This window comes from Streptomyces amakusaensis, from assembly GCF_039532665.1.
Lineage (GTDB): Bacteria > Actinomycetota > Actinomycetes > Streptomycetales > Streptomycetaceae > Streptomyces > Streptomyces amakusaensis.
This window is the reverse complement of the sequence record NZ_BAAASB010000016.1, coordinates 122,155-139,700: the sequence shown is the minus strand read 5'-3', so window position 1 is coordinate 139,700 and position 17,546 is coordinate 122,155. Positions and strand designations below refer to the sequence as shown.

Genomic DNA, 17,546 nt, shown 5'->3' with positions numbered 1-17,546 from the left:
GCATCATGACAGCGGCGCGCCCCCGCCCCCGCCCGGGCCGCGGGGGCGCGACGGCCCGAATCGGCCGGCCGGCCGCCCGGGGCGGGGCGGCGGACCCGGGCCCTCCAGGCGGGCGAGGTCGGCGGCGGTGTCGATGTCGTACGGATCGGCCACGTCGCCGCACTCCACCAGGACGAGTGACGAGGCGTGCTCCCGCAGGTGCGCGCGGGCCCCCCGGTCGTCCGTCGCGCCGGCCGCCACGGCCGCCCAGTGGTCCGCGCCCAGCAGGACCGGATGGCCGCGCTCCCCGCCGTACGAGGCCGCCGCCAGGGTCGCCCGCGAGCGGTACGCGGCACGCACCCGGGCGACGGCGGCGGGCCCGATGCCCGGCTGGTCCACCAGGCAGACCAGCGCCGCGTCCGCGCCCGCCGCGGCCAGCGAGGCGAGCCCCGCGCGGAGCGAGGAGCCCATGCCCGCGGCCCAGCCGGGGTTGTCGAGCAGGACACAGCCGGTGAGATCGGCCTCGGCCCGCACCCGGTCGGCCGCCGCGCCCAGCACCACATGGACCGGGTCGCAGCCGCCCTCGCGCAGACTCCGTACGGCGTGCTCGGCCAGCGGCCGGCCCCGGTGGCGCAGCAGCGCCTTCGGCCGCCCGCCGAGCCGACGGCCGCCGCCCGCCGCGAGCAGCAGTCCGGCGACGGCCGGACGCGGGAGGGGAGAGGTCATGGGGACAACTCTCCCCGACGGTTCGCGGGCGCGCTCCGCCGCCCGGTGTCGACGCGATATACCTCCGTCGTCCTGAATTCGGTCCTCGGAGTGGCGCGTACCGCACACAATGGCGTTAACTTGCCCGCAACTCTGGGTGGTTGGCTGTCGACTGACGGTCGTGGGGACCGGTTCCAGGGGTGTGCGAGGGGGAGTGCTTTGTTGCGGAGCGTGGGGCAGACGCCGGTGACAGGGAGCGGGAAGGACCCGAGAGCGGCCGCGCTGGGGGCGGCCGTCTCCAGATTGCGCCGTGAACTGGCCGGGAATCCCGGGAGGTTCCCCGACCGGGACATCGCGGAGGACGAGCTGGCGGCGCTCGCCGCGATGGTGACCGGCGGAGGGCCCGAGATCGCGCGGATGCGGTGCTCGCTGCTGCTGATCGCCGGGGCCATCGGCTCGGTCAGCGCGCTCGGGCCCGCCCTGATGCAGGTGAGACATGCCGTGGATCTCTTCGGCGAGGTCCCGCCCGGGCCGCCGGCCGGATCCCCGGGGTGGCCGGCGGGGTAGCGGGCGGGGGCGGACCGCCGGGCGGGGCGTCAGCGGTGGCAGCTCCGGCACGGTCGTTTTAGCGTGGGGAGGAAAGCCTCGAAACGACCGTCCACTGATCAAGGGAAACGGATATGGCCGACAAGCCGGCAGTCGTTCTGGTGCATGGATTCTGGGGCGGAGCCGCCCACTGGGGCAAAGTCATCCTGGAGCTGCGGAACCGGGGATACGGTTCGCTGTACGCCGTGGAGAACCCGCTGACCTCCCTCGCCGAGGACGCCGAGCGCACCCGGAAGATGGTCAACCAGGTCGACGGCCCGGTCGTCCTGGTGGGGCACTCCTACGGCGGCGCGGTCATCACCGAGGCGGGAGATCTGCCCAATGTCGTCGGGCTGGTCTATGTGGCGGCCTTCGCGCCCGACGCGGGGGAGAGCCCCGGCGGCATCAGCCAGGAGCTGCCGCCCGCGGCCTTCGAGAATCTCGCGCCGGACTCCGACGGGTACCTCTGGATCAAGCAGGACAAGTTCCACTGGAGCTTCGGCCAGGATCTGAGCGACGACGAGGCGCTGGTCATGGCGGTGACCCAGAAGGCCCCGCTCGCCTCGACCTTCGGTGACAACATCACCGCGCCGGCGTGGAAGAAGAAGCCCGTCTGGTACCAGGTCTCCACCGACGACCGGATGATCCACCCGGACAACGAGCGGAAGATGGCGGCGCGGATGTCGCCGCGCAAGACCATCGAACTCGCCGCCAGCCACGCCTCGCTGGCGTCCCACCCGAGGGACATCTCCGACCTGATCGACGAGGCGGCGGCCGAGGCCGGCTGAGAAGAGACCACGGAAGGCGCGGCTGAGCGGGCCCGGTTCTCCCCGGCCCGCTCAGCCCGCCGGTGCGCCCGCGCCCGCGTTCGCGCCCGTGCTCGTGGCCGCTCCCGCTCCCGCGCTGTTCAGTGTCCGCGACAGCTCACGGGCGACCTCCTGGAGCACCGGCACGATCCGCACCGTGGCCGCGTCCGTCACCCGGCCCGCCGGGCCCGAGATGGAGATGGCCGCCACCGTCGGCGAGTCGGGCACCGGGACGGCCAGACAGCGCACCCCGATCTCCTGCTCGCTGTCGTCCACCGCGTACCCATGGCGTCGCACCAGCTCCAGCGCCTGGAGGAAACCCTCGGGCGTGGTGATCGTCCTGTCGGTGGCGGCCGGCATGCCGGTCCTGCGCAGCAGCGCCCGCACCTCGTCCGGGGCCGCGCCCGCGAGCAGCGCCTTGCCGACCCCGGTGGAGTGCGGCAGCACCCGCCGCCCGACCTCGGTGAACATCCGCATGGAGTGCTTGGACGGCACCTGGGCCACATAGACGATCTCGTCGCCGTCGAGCAGCGCCATGTTCGCCGTCTCGCCGGTCTCCTCGACCAGCCGGGCCAGATGGGGGCGCGCCCAGGTCCCCAGCAGCCGGGACGCCGACTCGCCCAGCCGGATCAGCCGGGGGCCGAGCGCGTAGCGGCGGTTGGGCTGCTGACGGACATAGCCGCAGGACACCAGGGTGCGCATCAGACGGTGGATGGTCGGCAGCGGCAGCCCGCTGCTGGCGGACAGCTCGCTCAGCCCGACCTCGCCGCCCGCGTCGGCCATTCTCTCGAGCAGGTCGAAGGCGCGCTCCAGCGACTGCACGCCACCGCTGCTGGCGGTCTTGGCGGCGTCGGAGGTGCTGGCGCTGGACGTCGGCACGGGTGGCGGTCCTTTCGGGCGGGCGGACAAGTGAGCAGCCTACCGGGAGGCGGTCGCCGCCAACCCGCCCCCGAACCGGCGTTGATGCCGGTCAGATGGTGTTTGTCCGGTGCGGACGAGCGCCGTGGGCACCCCTCTCGCACGGCCCCCCGCCGTCCCGTGACCGAACTCTTGACGGGCGGGACACCCGGGTGAAGACTCCTTCGACAGTTCGTTGAATTTCGCCCGTGGGCGCGGAAGGAGAGCGGATGGCCGAAGCCGACGCGCGTCCGGGACGGCCCCTGCTGCTGCGCTCCACCCGGGTGATCACTCCGGAGGGGGCCCGCGCGGCCTCGGTGGCGGTGGCGGACGGCCGCGTCACGGCGGTCCTCCCGTACGACGCCGGGCCGGGGCCCGGTGCGCGGGTCGAGGACGTCGGCGACGACGCCGTGCTCCCCGGCCTGGTCGACACCCATGTCCATGTGAACGACCCGGGCCGCACCGCCTGGGAGGGTTTCTGGAGCGCCACCCGCGCCGCGGCGGCGGGCGGGGTGACCACCCTCGTCGACATGCCGCTCAACGCGGTCCCGCCGACGACCACCGTCCGCGCGCTGCGGGTCAAACAGGCGGTGGCGCGCTCCCGGGCGCATGTCGACACCGGCTTCTGGGCCGGTGCCGTACCGGACAACGCGGCGGCGCTGGGGGAGCTGCACCGGGCCGGGGTCCTCGGCTTCAAGTGCTTTCTGTCGCCGTCGGGGGCCGAGGAGTTCCCGGCGCTGGACCGGGCGGGCCTGGCCCGGACGATGGCGGAGACCGCCGCGTTCGACGGCCTGCTGATCGTCCACGCGGAGGACCCGGCGCGGCTCGTGCCCCAGCGGCCGGGCCCCCGTTACGCCGACTTCCTCGCCTCCCGGCCCCCGGCGGCGGAGCACGCCGCGATCGAGCTGCTGATCGCGCTGGCCCGGCGGCTGGACGCCCGGGTGCACATCCTCCATCTCTCCTCGTGCGGCGCGGTGCCCCTGATCGCGGCGGCCAGGGCGGACGGCGTACGGATCACCGCCGAGACCTGTCCGCACTTCCTCGCCCTGACCGCCGAGGAAGTCCCCGACGGCGCGACCGAGTTCAAGTGCTGCCCGCCCGTCCGCGAGGCGGCGAACCGGGACGGGCTGTGGGCCGGGCTGGCCGACGGCACGATCGACTGTGTCGTCTCCGACCACTCGCCGTGCACCGCCGACCTCAAGACCGCCGACTTCGCCACCGCCTGGGGCGGTGTCTCCTCGCTCCAGCTGGGGCTGCCGGTCCTCTGGACCGAGGCCCGGCGGCGCGGGCACACCCTGGCGGACGTGGCCCGCTGGATGTCGCACGGCCCGGCCCGGATCGCCGGTCTCGGCGGCAAGGGCGCGATAGCCCCCGGCCACGACGCCGACTTCGCCGTCCTCGCCCCCGAGGAGACCTTCACCGTGGACCCCGCCCGTCTCCACCACCGCAACCCGATCACGCCCTACGCGGGGAGGACACTGCACGGGGTCGTCCGCTCCACCTGGCTGCGCGGCGAACGGATCGCGGCCGGCGGCGTCCTGGCCGCACCGGCCGGGCGGCTCCTGGAAAGGACCGGCTGAGGCCATGCCCCGCACTCCCGCCGAGCACCCGGCCCCCGCCGGGGACACCTCTTTCACCGGGGCCGCGGAGCCGTACGCCGGGGGTGATCCCTACGCCGACTACCGCGCCGCCGCCGGCCCCGCCCCCGCGCACTGGGTCGACCTCGCCGACCGCCGTCTCGGCTCCGGAGTCGTCGCCGCGAACGACGAGTTCTTCGCCGAGCGCGAGAATCTGCTGCTGCCCGGCCGCGCGGAGTTCCACCCCGGGCGCTTCGGCCACAAGGGCAAGGTCATGGACGGCTGGGAGACCCGCCGCCGCCGGGGCGGCTCGGCCGGCCGGCCGCATCCCCTCGCCGACGACCACGACTGGGCGCTGATCCGCCTCGGCGCGCCCGGCGTCGTACGCGCCGTCGTGGTCGACACCGCCCACTTCCGGGGCAATCACCCGGCCGCCATCTCCGTCGAGGCCGCCTCGGCCGAGGGCACGCCCTCCCCGGACGAGTTGCTGGGCCCGGCGGTGAGATGGACGGAACTGGTCCCCCGTACCCCCGTCGGCGGGCACGCCGAGAACCGTTTCACCGTCCGTGCCGAGCGGCGCTTCACCCATCTCCGGCTCAACCAGCATCCCGACGGGGGCGTCGCCAGACTGCGGGCGTACGGCGAGGTCGCGCCCGATCCGCGCTGGCTCGGCACCCTCGGCACCTTCGACCTGGTCGCGCTGGAGAACGGCGGCCGGGTGGAGGAGGCCTCCGACCTCTTCTACTCGCCCGCGGTGAACACCATCCGGCCCGGGCGCGCGGGACGGATGGACGACGGCTGGGAGACCCGCCGCCGCCGCGACCGGGGCAACGACTGGATCCGCTACCGGCTGGCGGAGCGGGCCCGTATCCGGGCGGTCGAGATCGACACCGCGTATCTCAAGGGCAACAGCGCCGGATGGGCCTCCCTCTCCCTCCGCGACGGCCCCCACGCGCCCTGGACGGATCTCCTCCCCCGCACCCGGCTGGAACCCGACACCGCACACCGGCTCCTCCCGCCCGAGCCCGCGATCGGCGCCGAGCTGCGGCTCGACGTCTACCCGGACGGCGGCATCGCCCGGCTCCGGGTCTTCGGCGAACTGACCCCGGACGGCGCGGCCCGGCTCGCCGAACGACACCGGCAGCTGACCGCCTAGGGCCCGGTGGTTCTCGGTGGCTCTCGGTGTTGGGCGGGGACGTGTGATCGCTCGTTCGAGAAGTCCCCGGAGGGCGCGCGGGTGGAAACGGGACCGGGGCGGCCGTGGCTTCGGCGGTCCGGCGGGGTGCCGGGGGAGGATCGGAGCGGCGTCGGTACTCCCCGTACGGAAGCAGGTGTTCCCCCATGTCCCGGCTCACTCTCACCACCTTCCTCACCCTCGACGGTGTGATGCAGGCCCCCGGCGGCCCCGACGAGGACCGGGAGGGAGGCTTCGGCCAGGGCGGCTGGTCGGTGCCCCACGGGGACGAGGACTTCGGACGGTTCATGGTCGAGGTCTTCGACCGGGCCGGGGCGTTCCTGCTGGGCCGCCGCACCTACGAGATCTTCGCCGGGTACTGGCCGAAGGTCACCGACCCCGCCGACCCGATCGCCTCCCGTCTCAACTCCCTCCCCAAGTACGTGGCGTCCACCACCCTCACGCACGCCGACTGGGACGGCACCACCGTCATCGGCGGCGATCCGGCACGCGAGGTCACCGCGCTCAAGGAGGCCACGGACGGCGAACTCCAGATCCACGGCAGCGGCCGGCTCGCCCAGTCGCTCTTCGCGCACGATCTGATCGACGTCGTGCGGCTGCTGATCTTCCCCGTGGTCCTCGGCGAGGGCCTGCGCCTCTTCCCCGAGGGCACGACCCCCACCGCCTTCCGGCACCTCCACGCCCGCACCACCGGCTCGGGCGTGGCCATCCACGTCTACGAGCGCGCGGGCCGCCCCGAGTACGGCAGCTACTGACCACCCGGCCCACGGAGCCGGGCCCTACCGCCCCCGGCGGTCCGCGATCATCAGGACCGCGAAACCCACCACCGCGATCACGATGTTGGTGAAGACCGCCCGGCCCGCCAGGAAATCGACGTTCTCGGTGAGGAAACGGGTGTACCCCATGAAGGGGAACCACCCCGTCAGCTCCTGGATCACTCCGCTCACGCCGCCGAACAGCAACACCACACCGAGGACTTCGTACAACTTCTTCATGCGCCGATCCTGGAACCCGCCGCGCCCGCCGCGCGTCGGCCCTGCGGATGGGCCGCCGGGCCGAAAGTCTCCTGTTGCGCGACTTTGGTAGCCGTTCACCGCAGCGGGGAGCCCGGGGGCGCCGATCCTGCGTACGTTGGCCGTATGACGCGTACGGAATACCCCTGGCTGCTCCCCTCGGCCATGGCGGACCCCCACGACCCGGAGCTGCCGGGCGAGCCGCCGCCGCAAGGGGGCGGCCGGCCGAAGGGCCGCAGGCCGAGGCGGACCGTGCGCGACTGGGTCGTCGACACCGTTCTGTTCCTGCTCGCCGCCGCGGTGGGGCTGCTGGCGGCGGAGAGCAGCGAACAGATCAACCCGGGCGGCGCGGTCGTCCTCTTCGACCAGCTGGTCGGCGCGGCCGCCTGCTGCGCGCTCTGGCTGCGGCGGCGCTGGCCCGTCCGGATCGCGGTGGTCCTCGTGATCGCCGGGGTGTTCTCACCGGTCGCGGGCGGGGCGTTCCTCGTCAGCCTGTTCAGCCTCGCCGTGCACCGGCCGTTCCGCCCGGTCGCCCTCGTCGGGGCGCTGGCGCTGGTGACGGCCTTCGTCCAGCCTCTCGTACGCCCCGAACCGGGCGTCGGCCTCCTCGCCTCGATCATCGCCGGAATCGTCCTCATCCTGCTGGCGATGGGCTGGGGCATGCTCGTCCGCTCCCGCCGGCAGCTCGTCGTCGTCCTGCGCGAACGCGCCCACCGCGCCGAGGCCGAGGCGGAACTCCGCGCCGAGCAGGCTCAGCGGCTGGCCCGGGAGGCCATTGCCCGGGAGATGCACGATGTGCTCGCCCATCGGCTGACCCTGCTGAGCGTCCACGCGGGCGCGCTGGAGTTCCGGCCCGACGCGCCGCCCGCCGAGGTGGCGCGCGCGGCCGGGGTGATCCGCGACAGCGCGCACGAGGCGCTCCAGGACCTGCGCCAGATCATCGGGGTGCTGCGCACCTCCGGCGAGGGCGAGGGCGACCGGCCGCAGCCGACCCTGGCCACCCTGGACGCGCTGGTCGCCGAGTCCCGGGAGGCCGGGATGAAGGTCGTCCTCGTCAACCGCATCCCGGAGCCGGCCGATGTCCCCGCCGCCACCGGCCGCACCGTCTACCGCATCGCGCAGGAGGCCCTGACCAACGCCCGCAAGCACGCGCCGGGCGCGGAGGTCACGGTCGCCGTCCGGGGCGCCCCGGGCGACGGCGTCGTCGTGGAGGTCGACAATCCCGCCCCCGTCGGAGAGCCCGGCCGGGTGCCCGGCTCGGGCCAGGGGCTGATCGGGCTCACCGAGCGCGCCACCCTCGCCGGCGGCAGCCTGGAGCACGGCAGGGCGGGCGACGGCGGATTCCATGTGAGGGCCTGGCTACCGTGGGCGGCATGACTATCCGGTTGCTCGTGGTCGACGACGATCCCCTGGTCCGCGCGGGACTCGCCCTCATGCTCGGCGGGGCCGACGATCTGCGGATCGTGGGGGAGGGGGCGGACGGCTCCGAGGTCCCGGCGCTGATCGAGCGGTACGCCCCCGACGTGGTGCTGATGGACATCAGGATGCCGCGCGTGGACGGACTGACCGCCACCGAGGAGCTGCGCCGCCGGCCCGGCGCTCCGCAGGTGCTGGTGCTCACCACCTTCCACGCCGACGAGCAGGTGCTCAAGGCGCTGCGGGCCGGGGCCGCCGGCTTCGTCCTGAAGGACACCCCGCCGGCGGAGATCGTGGCCGCGGTGCGCCGGGTGGCCGCGGGCGACCCGGTGCTCTCGCCCGCCGTGACCCGCCAGCTGATGTCGCACGTCGCGGGCGGCGCGGTGGCGCGTGCGACGGACGCCCGGGGGCGGACGGCGGCGGCCAGGCTCGACTCGCTGGCCGAGCGCGAGCGGGAGGTGGCGATCGCGGTCGGCCGGGGCCAGTCCAACGCGGAGATCGCCGCCTCGCTCTATCTGAGCGTGCCGACCGTCAAAACCCATGTCTCGCGGATTCTCGCCAAACTGGGCCTCAACAACCGGGTCCAGATCGCGCTGCTGGCCCATGACGCGGGCCTGCTGGACGAGGACGGCTGACGCCCCCGCGGGTGCTCAGCCGCCGGGGATCTCCGCCAGCGGCACCGGCCGGCGCTCGCGCCGGGACAGCTCGCAGGCCTCGGCGATCCGCAGTGCGGCGAGCGCCTCGCGCCCGTCGCAGGGGTTCGCGGCCTCGCCGAGCAGCACCCGGACGAAGGCGTCCAGCTCGGCCTCGTACGCGGGCGCGAACCGCTCCAGGAAGCCCGGCCAGGGCTTGTCGGCGGCGGGCGGGCCCTGCGCCTCGGTCGAGGTGATCGGCGTACGGTCGTCCAGGCCCACCGCGTAGGTGTCCCGCTCGCCCGACAGCTCCATCCGCACGTCGTAGCCGGCCCCGTTGCACCGGGTCGCCGTCGCGGTCGCCAGCGTCCCGTCGTCCAGGGTGAGCACCGCCGCTGCCGTGTCGACGTCGCCCGCCTCGCGGAACATCGCCGGGCCCGCGTCCGAACCGGTGGCGTACACCTCGACGACCTCCCGGCCGGTCACCCAGCGCAGGATGTCGAAGTCGTGCACCAGACAGTCCCGGTACAGCCCGCCGGAGAGCGGCAGATACTCGGCGGGCGGCGGCGCGGGGTCCGAGGTGATCGCCCGTACGGTGTGCAGCCGGCCGAGCCGCCCCGAGCGCAGCAGCTCACGGGCGGTCCCGTACCCCGCGTCGAAACGGCGCATGAACCCCACCTGGAGCACTGTCCCGGCCGACTCGACCGCCTCCAGGGCGCTCAGCGTGCCGGGCAGATCCAGCGCTATGGGCTTCTCGCAGAAGGCCGGCAGCCTGGCGCGGGCCGCCCGGCGGATCAGCTCGGCGTGCGAGGCGGTCGCCGAGGTGATGACCACCGCGTCCACGCCCCAGGAGAAGATCTCGTGCACACCGGGGGCGGCGGTCGCTCCGGTGCGCTCCGCCACCGCCGCCGCGCGCGCGGGGTCCGTGTCCGCCACCACCAGGGAGCCGACCTCGCGATGACGGCTGAGCACCCCCGCGTGGAAGCTGCCGATCCGTCCGGTCCCGATGAGTCCGATGCGCATGCGCCAAAAATGGGCCCGGCCCGGTCACCGTGTCAAGACTTTGTCCTGACAACCGAACCTCACGACTTCCCGTCAACATGAGCGGCGACTACGCTCGCCCCCGTGCCCAAGCAGCCCAGACACGTGACGGAACCGTCCCTGTCGCTCCAGCTCGGCGTGGACCGCACCAGCCCGGTCCCGCTCTACTTCCAGCTGGCCCAGCAGCTGGAGGCGGCCATCGAGAAAGGCGCTCTCACCCCCGGCAGTCTGCTCGGCAATGAGATAGAGCTGGCCCAGCGGCTCGGCCTCTCCCGCCCCACCGTGCGCCAGGCGATCCAGTCCCTCGTCGACAAGGGACTGCTGGTGCGCCGCCGGGGCATCGGCACCCAGGTCGTGCACAGCCAGGTCAAGCGCCCGCTGGAGCTGAGCAGCCTCTACGACGACCTGGAGGCGGCGGGCCAGCGGCCCGCGACCGAGGTGCTGCGCAATGTCGCCGAACCCGCGAGCGCCCGGGTGGCGGCGGCCCTGGGGATCGCCGAGAACAGCGAGGTGCGGCGGATCGAACGGCTGCGGTACGCCCACGGCGAGCCGATGGCCCTGCTCACCAACCACCTCCCCGCCGAGCTGCTCGACTGCGACACCGAGCGGCTGGAGGCCACCGGCCTGTACCGGATGATGCGGGCCGCCGGGATCACCCTGCACAGCGCCCGCCAGTCGGTCGGCGCGCGGGCCGTCGGCGGGGAGGAGGCCGCGCTGCTCGGCGAGGAGCCGGGCGGACCGGTGCTGACCATGGAGCGCACCACCTTCGACGACACCGGACGCGCCGTCGAGTACGGCTCGCACATCTACCGCGCCTCCCGCTACTCCTTCGAGTTCCAGCTGCTGGTCCGGCCCTGACCCGTGCCTGACCCGCGCCCACGGGACCCGCTGTCGCGTAAGAATGTTCGGACAAAGCCTTGACGGCCTCCCCGGCCCGCCGTAGAAACTCCCCAGCCGCAACCCGGCGGCCAGGGAGAGAAGGCGGATCCCCATGCGTACCCCTCCCCGTACGGCGCGCACCCCCCGTACGGCCCCTCCCGACGGCCCCGGCGCGGCCCGCCGAGGACGCCCCGCGAGCCACGCGGCGTACCCGATGCCCACCCTCCTACCTGCCGTGACCCATACTTGGTCGGCTGGGGTGCGACAAATCGCCCCCCGGTGGCACCGGAGAGCAGTACGGCAAGAAGGGCACGGCACCGTGGCAACGGCAAGGACAGGGGTACGCGCGATCGGCGCGCTGCTGGCGGCGGTGCTCGTGGCGTCCCTCGCGGGATGCAGCAGCACCGGCGGCAAGCGCGCCGAGGACGCCCGCAAGGCCCAGGCCGCGGCAGGCAAGGCGGCGGTGAGCACACCCCGCTGGACATTCGCCATGGTGACCCACTCGGGCGACGGCGACACCTTCTGGGACATCGTCCAGAAGGGCGCGGAGGAAGCCGCGGCCAAGGACAACATCAACTTCCTCTACTCCAAGAACGACGAGGGCCAGCAGCAGGCCCAGCTCGTCCAGACCGCCATCGACAAGAAGGTCGACGGGCTGATCGTCACCCTCGCCAAGCCGGACGCCATGAAGGCCGTCGTCGAGAAGGCCGTCGCCGCCGGCATCCCGGTGGTCACCGTGAACTCCGGGTCCGAGCAGTCCAAGGCCTACGGCGCGCTCACCCACATCGGCCAGGACGAGACCGTCGCCGGCGAGGCCGTCGGCGACGAGCTGAACGAGCGCGGCAGGAAGAAGGCCGTCTGCGTCCTCCACGAACAGGGCAACGTCGGCCACGAGCAGCGCTGCGCCGGAGCGAAGAAGACCTTCGACGGCGAGATGCTGAACCTCTACGTCGACGGCACCAACATGCCCGACGTCCAGGCGTCCATCGAGGCCAAGCTCCAGACCGACAGCTCCATCGACGCCGTCGTCACCCTCGGCGCGCCCTTCGCGGACGCCGCCGTCAAGGCCAAGAAGTCGGCCGGCAGCAAGGCCGAGATCGACACCTTCGACCTCAACGCCAAGGTCGCCGCCGCCCTGAAGAACGACACCCTGGGCTTCGCCGTCGACCAGCAGCCCTATCTCCAGGGGTACGAGGCGGTCGACCTCCTCTGGCTCTACCGCTACAACGCCGACATCCTCGGAGGCGGCAAGCCCGTGCTCACCGGCCCGCAGATCATCACCCGGGACGACGCCGCCGAGCTGGAGGACTACACCAGGCGGGGGACCCGATGAGCGCCGCCGCGCCGCCCGCCGGAACCCGCGACCCGGGCGCCGGCGACGAACGGCTGCTGCGCACCTCCCCGCTGCGCCGGCTGATGGGCAGGCCCGAGCTGGGCTCGGTCGTCGGAGCCGTCGCCGTCTTCCTCTTCTTCGCGATCGTCGCCGACTCCTTCCTGCGCGCCGCCAGCCTCTCCACCGTGCTGTACGCCGCCTCCACCATCGGGATCATGGCCGTACCGGTCGCGCTGCTGATGATCGGCGGCGAGTTCGACCTCTCGGCCGGCGTCATGGTGACCAGCTCCGCGCTCGTCTCCTCGATGGTCAGCTACCAGCTGACCGCCAACGTCTGGGTGGGGGTGCTGGTCTCCCTGCTGGTCACCCTGGCGATCGGGGTTTTTAACGGGGTGCTGCTCACCCGTACCAAACTGCCCAGCTTCATCATCACGCTCGGCACCTTCCTGATGCTGACCGGCCTCAATCTCGGCTTCACCAAGCTGATCAGCGGCACGGTCTCCACCAAGTCCATCGCCGACATGGAGGGCTTCTCCTCCGCCAAGGCGCTCTTCGCCTCCGAGTTCACCCTCGGCGATGTCACGATCAAGGTGACCATCCTGTGGTGGATCGGACTGGTCGCCCTCGCCACCTGGATTCTGCTGCGCACCCGCTTCGGCAACTGGATCTTCTCGGTCGGCGGCGGCCCGGACGCGGCCCGCGCGGTCGGCGTCCCGGTCGTCAGGACCAGGATCGGCCTCTACATGGGGGTGGCGTTCGCGGCCTGGATCTCGGGACAGCATCTGCTGTTCTCGTTCGACGTGGTCCAGTCGGGCGAGGGCGTCGGCAATGAGCTGATCTACATCATCGCGGCCGTCATCGGCGGCTGTCTGATCACCGGAGGGTACGGCTCCGCCATCGGTTCGGCGGTCGGCGCGCTCATCTTCGGCATGACCAGCAAGGGCATCGTGTACGCGGAGTGGAACCCGGACTGGTTCAAGTTCTTCCTCGGCGCGATGCTTCTCCTGGCCACCCTGCTGAACGCATGGGTCCGCAAGAGGGCGGAGGCGACACGATGACGGAACCCGCTCTGATCGAGCTGGACGAGGTCAGCAAGTACTACGGGAACATCCGGGCGCTCGAAGGGGTGTCGCTGGAGGTCCACGCCGGGGAGATCACCTGCGTCCTCGGCGACAACGGCGCGGGCAAGTCCACCCTGATCAAGATCATCGCGGGGCTGCACCAGCACGACGCGGGCTCCTTCTCGATCGAGGGCGAGCCGGCCCGGCTGGCGAAGCCGAGGGACGCCCTGGACCGGGGCATCGCCACCGTCTACCAGGATCTGGCGGTCGTACCGCTGATGCCGGTCTGGCGGAACTTCTTCCTCGGCTCCGAGCCGACGAAGGGCGTGGGCCCCTTCAAGCGCCTCGACGTGCAGCTGATGCGCGAGACGACCCGGACCGAGCTGCTGCGCATGGGCATCGACCTGCGCGACGTCGACCAGCCGATCGGCACCCTCTCGGGCGGCGAGCGCCAGTGCGTCGCCATCGCCCGCGCGGTCCACTTCGGCGCGAAGGTGCTGGTCCTGGACGAGCCGACGGCCGCGCTCGGCGTCAAGCAGTCCGGCGTGGTGCTGAAGTACGTGGCGGCGGCACGGGACGCGGGGCTCGGCGTGGTCCTGATCACCCACAATCCGCACCACGCGTTCCTGGTCGGCGACCGCTTCGTGCTCCTCAAGCGCGGCCGGATGTCCGGCAGCCACACCAAGGGCTCGGTGACGCTCGACGAGCTGACCCGTCAGATGGCGGGCGGCAGCGAACTCGACGACCTCCGCCACGAGCTGGAGCGCGCCTCCGGCCCGGGCGGCGACGACCCCGCGTAAGGTCCCGTCACCCCCGCCCCCGCCCGGCGCGGGGGCGGTCCGGCCCGCCCGCCGGGGAGAGCCGGCGCACCACCACCCCGAGGATCTGCCCCTCGGGGCAGGGCCCGTACTGCTTGGAGTCCTGGCTCAGCGGATAGTCCCCGACGACCACCACCTCCCCGGCCGCCACCCGGTCCCCGCCGCCTGCCACCCGCGCCGGCATCGGGTCGCCCGCCACCGCCGTCACCCGCTTGACGCACCACTCCACCGCGCTCAGATCGCGCCCCACCGGCGGGCTCCGACGCCAGGCGACCGCCGGATCGGGATCGGGCAGCGCGAGCACGGCGATCCGGCCCCGGCGCAGCGCGCCGGTGCCCCGGCGGATCAGCACCCGGTCGCCCGGCAGCAGCGCGGGCGACATGCTCCGGCCGACGACCGTGATCGCCACATAGCGCCGGCGCACCAGCCACGCGACCGCCCCCGCCCCCGCCGCCAGCGCGGCGGTCCCGGCCGCCGCCCACCGCCTTCTTCCCCGCGCCATCTCAGCCCACCCTGCCGTCGCGCAGTTCCACCGCGCGGTCGCAGCGGGCCACCACCCCGGGGTCGTGGGTGGCCATCACCACCGTGGTGCCGAACCTCTCCCGCAGCCCCAGCAGCACCTCCACGATCTCCTTCCCGGTGCCCGAGTCGAGATTGCCGGTCGGCTCGTCCGCCAGCAGCAGCGCCGGGCGGCTGATCAGCGCCCGGGCTATCGCCACCCGCTGCTGCTGCCCGCCGGACAGCTTCGAGGGCAGCGCGCCGGTCCGCTCCCCGAGCCCCACGCTCTCCAGCAGCTCACGGGCGCGCGCCCGCTTGTCGAAGTCCGTACGGTAGGGCAGCACCGGGGCCGTCACATTGTCCAGAGCGGTGAGCGTGGGCAGCAGATGGAAGCGCTGGAAGACGAAGCCGACCCCGCGCCGGTACTCCGCCAGGGCACGCCGCCCGAGCCCGGTGATCTCCCGGCCGTCGACCTCGATGGTCCCCGAGTCCGGCACATCCAGCGCCCCGACCAGGTGCAGCAGGGTGGACTTGCCCGAACCGGAGGGCCCGGTCAGCGCCACGATCTCGCCCCGGGCCGCCTCCATGTCCACCCGGTCGCAGGCGCGCAGCGGCGAACCGGAGTCCGCCCGATAGGTCTTGCACAGCTCTCTCACGGTCAGCACTGCCCCGCGTCCTCCGTGGTTCTCGTGGTCTTCGTGCTCTGCGCGGACCCGGTGTCCCGGTAGCCCGCCGCCTGGGTGGTGAAGAGCCCGGCGTAGACGCCGCCCTCCCGCATCAGCTCGGCGTGGGTGCCCGACTCGGTGATCCGTCCCCCGTCGAGCACCACGATCGCGTCGGCCCGCCGCACCGCGCCCAGCCGGTGCGAGATCAGCAGACTGGTCGCCCCCTCGCGGTAGGCGCGCAGCCGCTCGTGCGTCCTCTCCTCGGCCGCCGCGTCGAGGCCCGCGCTGGGCTCGTCGAGAATCAGCAGATCCCGGCCCTCGCGCATCATGGCGCGGGCCAGCGCGAGGCGCTGCCACTGGCCGCCGGAGAGCGTCATCCCGGTCGTCTCCGCGCCGTTCCCGCCCTCGTCCTCGTCGGCGAAGATCCGCGAGAGCAGGGTCCCGTACCCCCTGGGGAGCGCCGAGACCAGTTCGTGGGCGCCCGCGCGCTCGGCCGCCGCGACGATACGGGCGAGGTCCTCGCGGTGCTCCAGATCGCCCAGACCGATGTTGTCGGCCACGGAGAAGTCGTACTCGACATAGTCCTGGAACACCGCGCTGATCCGGTCCCGCAGCCGCGCCGGGTCCATGTCCCGCAGATCCACGCCGTCCCAGCGGACGGTGCCCCGGTCCGGGTCGTAGAGCCGGCACAACAGCTTGACCAGGGTGCTCTTGCCCGCGCCGTTGAGCCCCACCAGCGCGACCGAGGAGCCGGCGGGGATCGTCAGGGTGACCCCGCGCAGCACCCAGGGGCCGCCCTCGTCGTAGCGGAACCAGACGTCCTCGAAGGCGATCGCGGACCGCAGCGGCGCGGTGGGCGCGGGCGCGGCGGGCACCGGCAGATCGGGGCCTGCCGTGGTGACGTCGGTGAAGTGCCCGAGCAGCAGCAGCGAGTGGTACGCCCCGGTGCACTGGAGCAGCAGGGCGACGAGCGCGCCCTGCACCCCGGCGACGGAGGCGATGAAGGCCGAGACGTCCCCGACGGTGAACTCGCCCCGTACCGCCGCCATGATCATCCAGGCCAGTCCGCCCGCGGCGATCAGGGTGCCCAGGGCGGTCAGCGGGGTCTGCCGCAGCAGTGAGCGGCGGTCGAGCTGCTCCTCGGCGGCGTTGATCAGCGAGGTCTCCTCGTTCATCCGGCGCAGCAGGAAGCCGCCGAGCCCGAAGAGGCGGATCTCCTTGACCGCCGCCAGGTCCAGCAGCATCCGCTGGTAGAACAGCTGCCGCCGGTTGCGGGCGCTGAGCGAGAACATCACCCGGGCCCGCTCGCGGCTCAGCGCCACCTCCACCAGCAGGACGGGCAGCGCGGCGGCGACCGTGACCAGCGTCATGAGCGGCGAGACGGTGAAGAGGACCGCGATCAGCCCGGCCACGGTGAGCAGCTGCTGCACGATCGCGAAGAGCGAGGTGGTGATCCGCTCCGGCGCGCTGAAGGCCGCCTCCTGCGCCAGCCGCAGCCGGTCCAGGAAGGACGGCGTCTCGAACCTCGCCATCCCGGTGAACCCGTTGACCGTGCCGTACAGCCGGTCCTGGACCACCAGCAGAATGCCGCGCTGGAGCCGGGAGCGCGCGTACTCGGAGAGCGCCGGCAGCAGCGCGTACAGCGTGGTCAGCGCACCCAGCCCGGCCACCAGCGACATCGGCTCGGGCCCGGCCGCCGCCGAGCCGTGCTGGATCCGGTCCAGGAGCCACTTGGTCAGCAGGGCGATCCCGGCGGGCAGCAGCCCCTGGACGACGGCGAGCAGCGCGTACGACAGACAGCTGAGCGGGCCCGATCGCCAGGTCAGGGCCAGCGCTTCGGCGGTGCGGCCCAGGAGTTCCCGGGCGCCGCCCACCCGGCCCCGCCCGGCTGCGCTCACGCGCCGGCCAGGGCGGGGAGCGGGTGGGCGCCCGCCTCGGCGTGCGTGACCCGGCCGTCCGCGTCGACGATCACGGTGGTCGGCGTCGCGGAGACCGCGAACGCCCGGCTCAGCTCGCCGGGGAAGGGCTCGACCACGACGGTGGCGATGGCGGCCAGCGGCTCGATGAGCTCGCCCGCCTCCGCCTCCTCGCCGGTGATGACCACGATCGTCCGCTCCCGGGGGAGCCCGCCCGCCGCCGCGTACTCGGCGAGATGGGGGATGGCGGCCGGGCAGGCGGGACAGCCCGTCGACAGAAAGGCCAGCACGGCGGGCCCGCCGGCCAGCGCGGCCCGGGAGACGCTCCCGCCCGCCAGCGCGGCGGCGGTGAACTCGGGTATCCCGTCACCGGGGCGCGGGCCGCTCTCCGGCGGTCCGCCCCGCTGCTCCTCGATCCGGCGCAGCCGCCGGACGACGGCCGTGAGCAGCAGCAGATTCAGCAGGCCGATCGCTCCGACGAGCACCAGACCGGCGACCAGGAAGGCCATCTCTCACTCCATTGTCAGATC

18 protein-coding genes and 1 pseudogene are annotated in these 17,546 nt (G+C 73.3%); 11 read left to right on the top strand and 8 right to left on the bottom strand.

Translation table 11 applies throughout. From position 1 onward, the window contains the following. Positions 1-102: 102 nt before the first annotated feature. Positions 103-705, bottom strand: a pseudogene (locus tag ABD371_RS26515) (nucleotidyltransferase family protein); the annotation flags it as partial. A 198-nt stretch (positions 706-903) separates the two neighbouring features. Here ABD371_RS26515 and ABD371_RS26510 point away from each other — a divergent pair. Next, a complete protein-coding gene (locus ABD371_RS26510) occupies positions 904-1,251 on the top strand; it encodes a DUF5955 family protein (RefSeq protein WP_344481853.1) in 348 nt (115 codons plus the stop codon). A 113-nt stretch (positions 1,252-1,364) separates the two neighbouring features. Continuing rightward, entirely contained in the window at positions 1,365-2,057 is a 693-nt protein-coding gene (locus ABD371_RS26505; protein ID WP_190126793.1) for an alpha/beta hydrolase, read from the top strand. A gap of 51 nt (positions 2,058-2,108) precedes the next feature. On the opposite strand, the gene ABD371_RS26500 is transcribed toward ABD371_RS26505, so the two are convergent. Beyond that, positions 2,109-2,954, bottom strand: coding sequence for an IclR family transcriptional regulator (locus tag ABD371_RS26500; RefSeq protein WP_344481848.1), 846 nt, complete (start codon positions 2,952-2,954; stop codon positions 2,109-2,111). A gap of 248 nt (positions 2,955-3,202) precedes the next feature. Between ABD371_RS26500 and allB the strand changes: the two genes are divergently transcribed. The 3 genes from allB (at position 3,203) to ABD371_RS26485 (ending at position 6,499) form a co-directional block, all read left to right on the top strand. Next, on the top strand, positions 3,203-4,552 hold the full coding sequence (gene allB, locus ABD371_RS26495; RefSeq protein WP_344481845.1) for an allantoinase AllB: 1,350 nt from the start codon (positions 3,203-3,205) through the stop codon (positions 4,550-4,552). A gap of 4 nt (positions 4,553-4,556) precedes the next feature. Continuing rightward, positions 4,557-5,705 carry an allantoicase gene (alc, locus tag ABD371_RS26490; RefSeq protein ID WP_344481841.1) on the top strand — a complete coding sequence of 383 codons (1,149 nt, stop codon included), beginning with the start codon at positions 4,557-4,559 and terminating at the stop codon, positions 5,703-5,705. Between the two features lie 185 nt (positions 5,706-5,890). Continuing rightward, complete coding sequence (locus tag ABD371_RS26485) at positions 5,891-6,499, top strand: dihydrofolate reductase family protein (protein WP_344481837.1); 609 nt, start codon at positions 5,891-5,893, stop codon at positions 6,497-6,499. Positions 6,500-6,523: 24 nt separating this feature from the next. On the opposite strand, the gene ABD371_RS26480 is transcribed toward ABD371_RS26485, so the two are convergent. After that, positions 6,524-6,739 (bottom strand): hypothetical protein, encoded by a 216-nt coding sequence (locus ABD371_RS26480; protein ID WP_344481834.1) that lies wholly within the window; start codon positions 6,737-6,739, stop codon positions 6,524-6,526. Positions 6,740-6,883: 144 nt separating this feature from the next. On the opposite strand from ABD371_RS26480, the gene ABD371_RS26475 reads away from it, so the two are divergent. Further along, positions 6,884-8,134: a sensor histidine kinase gene (locus tag ABD371_RS26475; RefSeq protein ID WP_344481831.1), complete on the top strand. Its 1,251-nt coding sequence runs from the start codon at positions 6,884-6,886 to the stop codon at positions 8,132-8,134. Continuing rightward, entirely contained in the window at positions 8,131-8,808 is a 678-nt protein-coding gene (locus ABD371_RS26470) for a response regulator transcription factor (protein WP_344481828.1), read from the top strand. Before ABD371_RS26475 ends, ABD371_RS26470 begins: the two co-directional genes overlap by 4 nt. A gap of 15 nt (positions 8,809-8,823) precedes the next feature. Here the strand turns inward: ABD371_RS26470 and ABD371_RS26465 are convergent, their stop codons facing one another. Continuing rightward, positions 8,824-9,828, bottom strand: coding sequence for a Gfo/Idh/MocA family protein (locus ABD371_RS26465; RefSeq protein WP_344481825.1), 1,005 nt, complete (start codon positions 9,826-9,828; stop codon positions 8,824-8,826). Positions 9,829-9,984: 156 nt separating this feature from the next. On the opposite strand from ABD371_RS26465, the gene ABD371_RS26460 reads away from it, so the two are divergent. From ABD371_RS26460 to ABD371_RS26445, 4 genes are all read left to right on the top strand, one after another. Continuing rightward, a complete protein-coding gene (locus tag ABD371_RS26460; RefSeq protein WP_344481975.1) occupies positions 9,985-10,704 on the top strand; it encodes a GntR family transcriptional regulator in 720 nt (239 codons plus the stop codon). A 340-nt stretch (positions 10,705-11,044) separates the two neighbouring features. Then, positions 11,045-12,058, top strand: a complete 1,014-nt coding sequence (locus tag ABD371_RS26455; RefSeq protein ID WP_344481819.1) for a sugar ABC transporter substrate-binding protein — start codon at positions 11,045-11,047, stop codon at positions 12,056-12,058. Continuing rightward, a complete protein-coding gene (locus ABD371_RS26450; RefSeq protein ID WP_190126804.1) occupies positions 12,055-13,116 on the top strand; it encodes an ABC transporter permease in 1,062 nt (353 codons plus the stop codon). Before ABD371_RS26455 ends, ABD371_RS26450 begins: the two co-directional genes overlap by 4 nt. Then, complete coding sequence (locus ABD371_RS26445) at positions 13,083-13,919, top strand: ATP-binding cassette domain-containing protein (protein WP_190126805.1); 837 nt, start codon at positions 13,083-13,085, stop codon at positions 13,917-13,919. Before ABD371_RS26450 ends, ABD371_RS26445 begins: the two co-directional genes overlap by 34 nt. A gap of 7 nt (positions 13,920-13,926) precedes the next feature. On the opposite strand, the gene ABD371_RS26440 is transcribed toward ABD371_RS26445, so the two are convergent. Genes ABD371_RS26440 through ABD371_RS26425 form a run of 4 tightly spaced genes read right to left on the bottom strand, consistent with a single transcriptional unit; the run spans position 13,927 to position 17,525 of the window. After that, entirely contained in the window at positions 13,927-14,439 is a 513-nt protein-coding gene (locus tag ABD371_RS26440; RefSeq protein WP_344481802.1) for a S24/S26 family peptidase, read from the bottom strand. Between the two features lies 1 nt (position 14,440). Then, positions 14,441-15,100, bottom strand: a complete 660-nt coding sequence (locus tag ABD371_RS26435; protein ID WP_344481799.1) for an ABC transporter ATP-binding protein — start codon at positions 15,098-15,100, stop codon at positions 14,441-14,443. Further along, complete coding sequence (locus tag ABD371_RS26430) at positions 15,094-16,998, bottom strand: ABC transporter ATP-binding protein (protein WP_344481795.1); 1,905 nt, start codon at positions 16,996-16,998, stop codon at positions 15,094-15,096. Before ABD371_RS26430 ends, ABD371_RS26435 begins: the two co-directional genes overlap by 7 nt. Further along, positions 16,995-17,525 (bottom strand): TlpA family protein disulfide reductase, encoded by a 531-nt coding sequence (locus ABD371_RS26425; RefSeq protein WP_344481787.1) that lies wholly within the window; start codon positions 17,523-17,525, stop codon positions 16,995-16,997. Before ABD371_RS26425 ends, ABD371_RS26430 begins: the two co-directional genes overlap by 4 nt. Positions 17,526-17,546: the final 21 nt, after the last annotated feature.